Annotated in this window: 2 protein-coding genes; both read left to right on the top strand. The window is 72.4% G+C overall.

The features are described 5' to 3' along the window. Positions 1-1,645 (top strand): magnesium chelatase subunit D (locus HRUBRA_RS14475; RefSeq protein WP_035518379.1); only part of this gene is annotated, 1,645 nt, incomplete at its 5' end. After that, on the top strand, positions 1,645-1,986 hold a 342-nt coding region (locus HRUBRA_RS14480), incomplete at its 3' end, for an alpha/beta fold hydrolase (protein WP_035518381.1). The genes HRUBRA_RS14475 and HRUBRA_RS14480, both read left to right, overlap by 1 nt.

The raw sequence follows: 1,986 nt of genomic DNA on the forward strand, positions 1-1,986 counted from the left end.
CTGGCGGGCCCTCGTGGGCGATGTGCCGGTCCGCCGCGTTCCCCTGCACATTACGGATTCCCGTCTCCTCGGGGGCCTCGATCTGGCGGCCACCCTCCGCGCCGGACTGCCGGTCACGGAGCGGGGATTGCTCGCCGATTGCGACGGCGGTTTCGCCATCCTCGCCATGGGCGAGCGGGCGAGCCGCTCCACGGTGGCCCATCTGGCCACGGCCCTCGATCGTGGCGAGCTGATCCTGGCCCGGGAGGGTATCCACGGAGCAGTGACTGCGCGTATCGCCCTTGTGGCGCTTGACGAGGGGCAGGACGACAGCGAGGTGCTGTCACCGGTGCTTCGCGATCGCCTCGCCTTCCAGCTGGACCTGACGCCCCTGTCTATCCGCGACCTCGATGAGGCGCCCTTTGACGCGGCCGATGTCGATGAGGCCCGGGCAATGCTCGGATCCGTCGCGGTGTCCGGGGAGGCCATCCAAGCCCTCGTGGCAACGGCGATGGCGCTGGGGGTGGCCGGGGTCCGCGCCTGTCAGTTCGCCGTCGCCGCGGCGCGGGCGGGGGCGGCCCTTGCGGGCCGGACCGAGGTCGACGAGCGCGATCTGGACCTCGCCGCCCGCCTGGTGCTTTCTCCCCGGGCGACGCAGATCCCGGCGCCCCCGGAGGAGCCCGAGGCGCCCGAGGAGGCGCCGCCGGAAGAGCCGGAGCAGGATGGCGAGCAGCAGGGCGAGGATGACGACCCCCCGGAGCCGCCGGATCTCGACCAGCCCCTGGAAGACCGGGTCCTTGACGCGGCGACCGCTGCCATTCCGGAGGCGCTGCTCGCCAGCCTCGAGCTCAACGCGGTGCAGCGCAGCCGCGGTGGCGCCGGCGGCCGTTCCGGCGTGCAGCAGCGCTCGAAGCTGCGCGGGCGACCCATGGGCACCCTGCCCGGAGACCCGCGCCAGGGCGCACGGTTGAGTCTCATCGACACGCTGCGCGCGGCCGCCCCCTGGCAGCCGCTGCGCCGCGCCGGCCAGGCAGCGGAAGGGCGCGCGGACGGGCCCGGGGTGATCGTGCAGAAGGATGATTTCCGGGTAACCCGCTTCCGGGAACGCACGGAAAGCACCATCATTTTTGTGGTTGATGCCTCCGGCTCAGCGGCCCTCCACCGCCTTGCGGAAGCCAAGGGCGCCGTGGAGCTCCTGCTCAACGACTGCTACGTCCGCCGCGACCAGGTGGCCCTGATCGCCTTCCGTGGCGAGGGTGCTGAGCTGCTGCTGCCACCTACCCGCTCCCTGGTGCGTGCCAAGCGTAACCTCTCGGCGCTGCCCGGCGGGGGCGGTACACCGCTCGCTTCGGCGATTGATGCCGCGGCTTCCCTCGCCGAGCACATCCAGCGCCGCGGGGGCACGCCCAGCGTGGTTTTCCTGACCGACGCGCGCGCCAATATCACCCGTGAGGGCAAGGCGGGGCGTCAGCAGGCTTTCGAGGAGGCCCTGACCTCGGCGGCGCAGCTGCGCATCCTCGCTGTGAGCAGTATGGTCATCGATACCTCACCCCGGCCGCACCCGAACGCCGAGGCTCTCGCCCGTTCTCTGGCCGGCCGCTATCTGCCCCTGCCCCATGCGGACGCCCGGGCCCTGCGCGATACCGTTGAGGCCGTCGGCGTCTGATGGTCGCCGACATCCGGGAGGACTGGCCCAACCGGACTGCAAGTCGCTACGTGGAAGCCGGTGGGTTGCGCTGGCACGTGCAGTCGCTTGGCGATGCGGGGCCGGTCATCCTGTTGTTGCACGGTACCGGGGCTGCGACCCATTCCTGGGCCGGCCTGGCGCCGCTGCTGGCCACGCGCTTCCGGGTGGTGGCGCCGGACCTGCCGGGGCATGGCTACACGGACTTCCATCCCGATGCCCGCTCACTGCCCGGCATGGCGCGTGCCGTGGGCGCGCTGCTCGGGGAGCTGGCCCTGGCGCCGGCGCTGGTGGTCGGCCATTCCGCCGGGGCCGCGGTAGGC

The sequence above is a fragment of the Pseudohaliea rubra DSM 19751 genome, assembly GCF_000764025.1.
GTDB lineage: Bacteria > Pseudomonadota > Gammaproteobacteria > Pseudomonadales > Halieaceae > Pseudohaliea > Pseudohaliea rubra.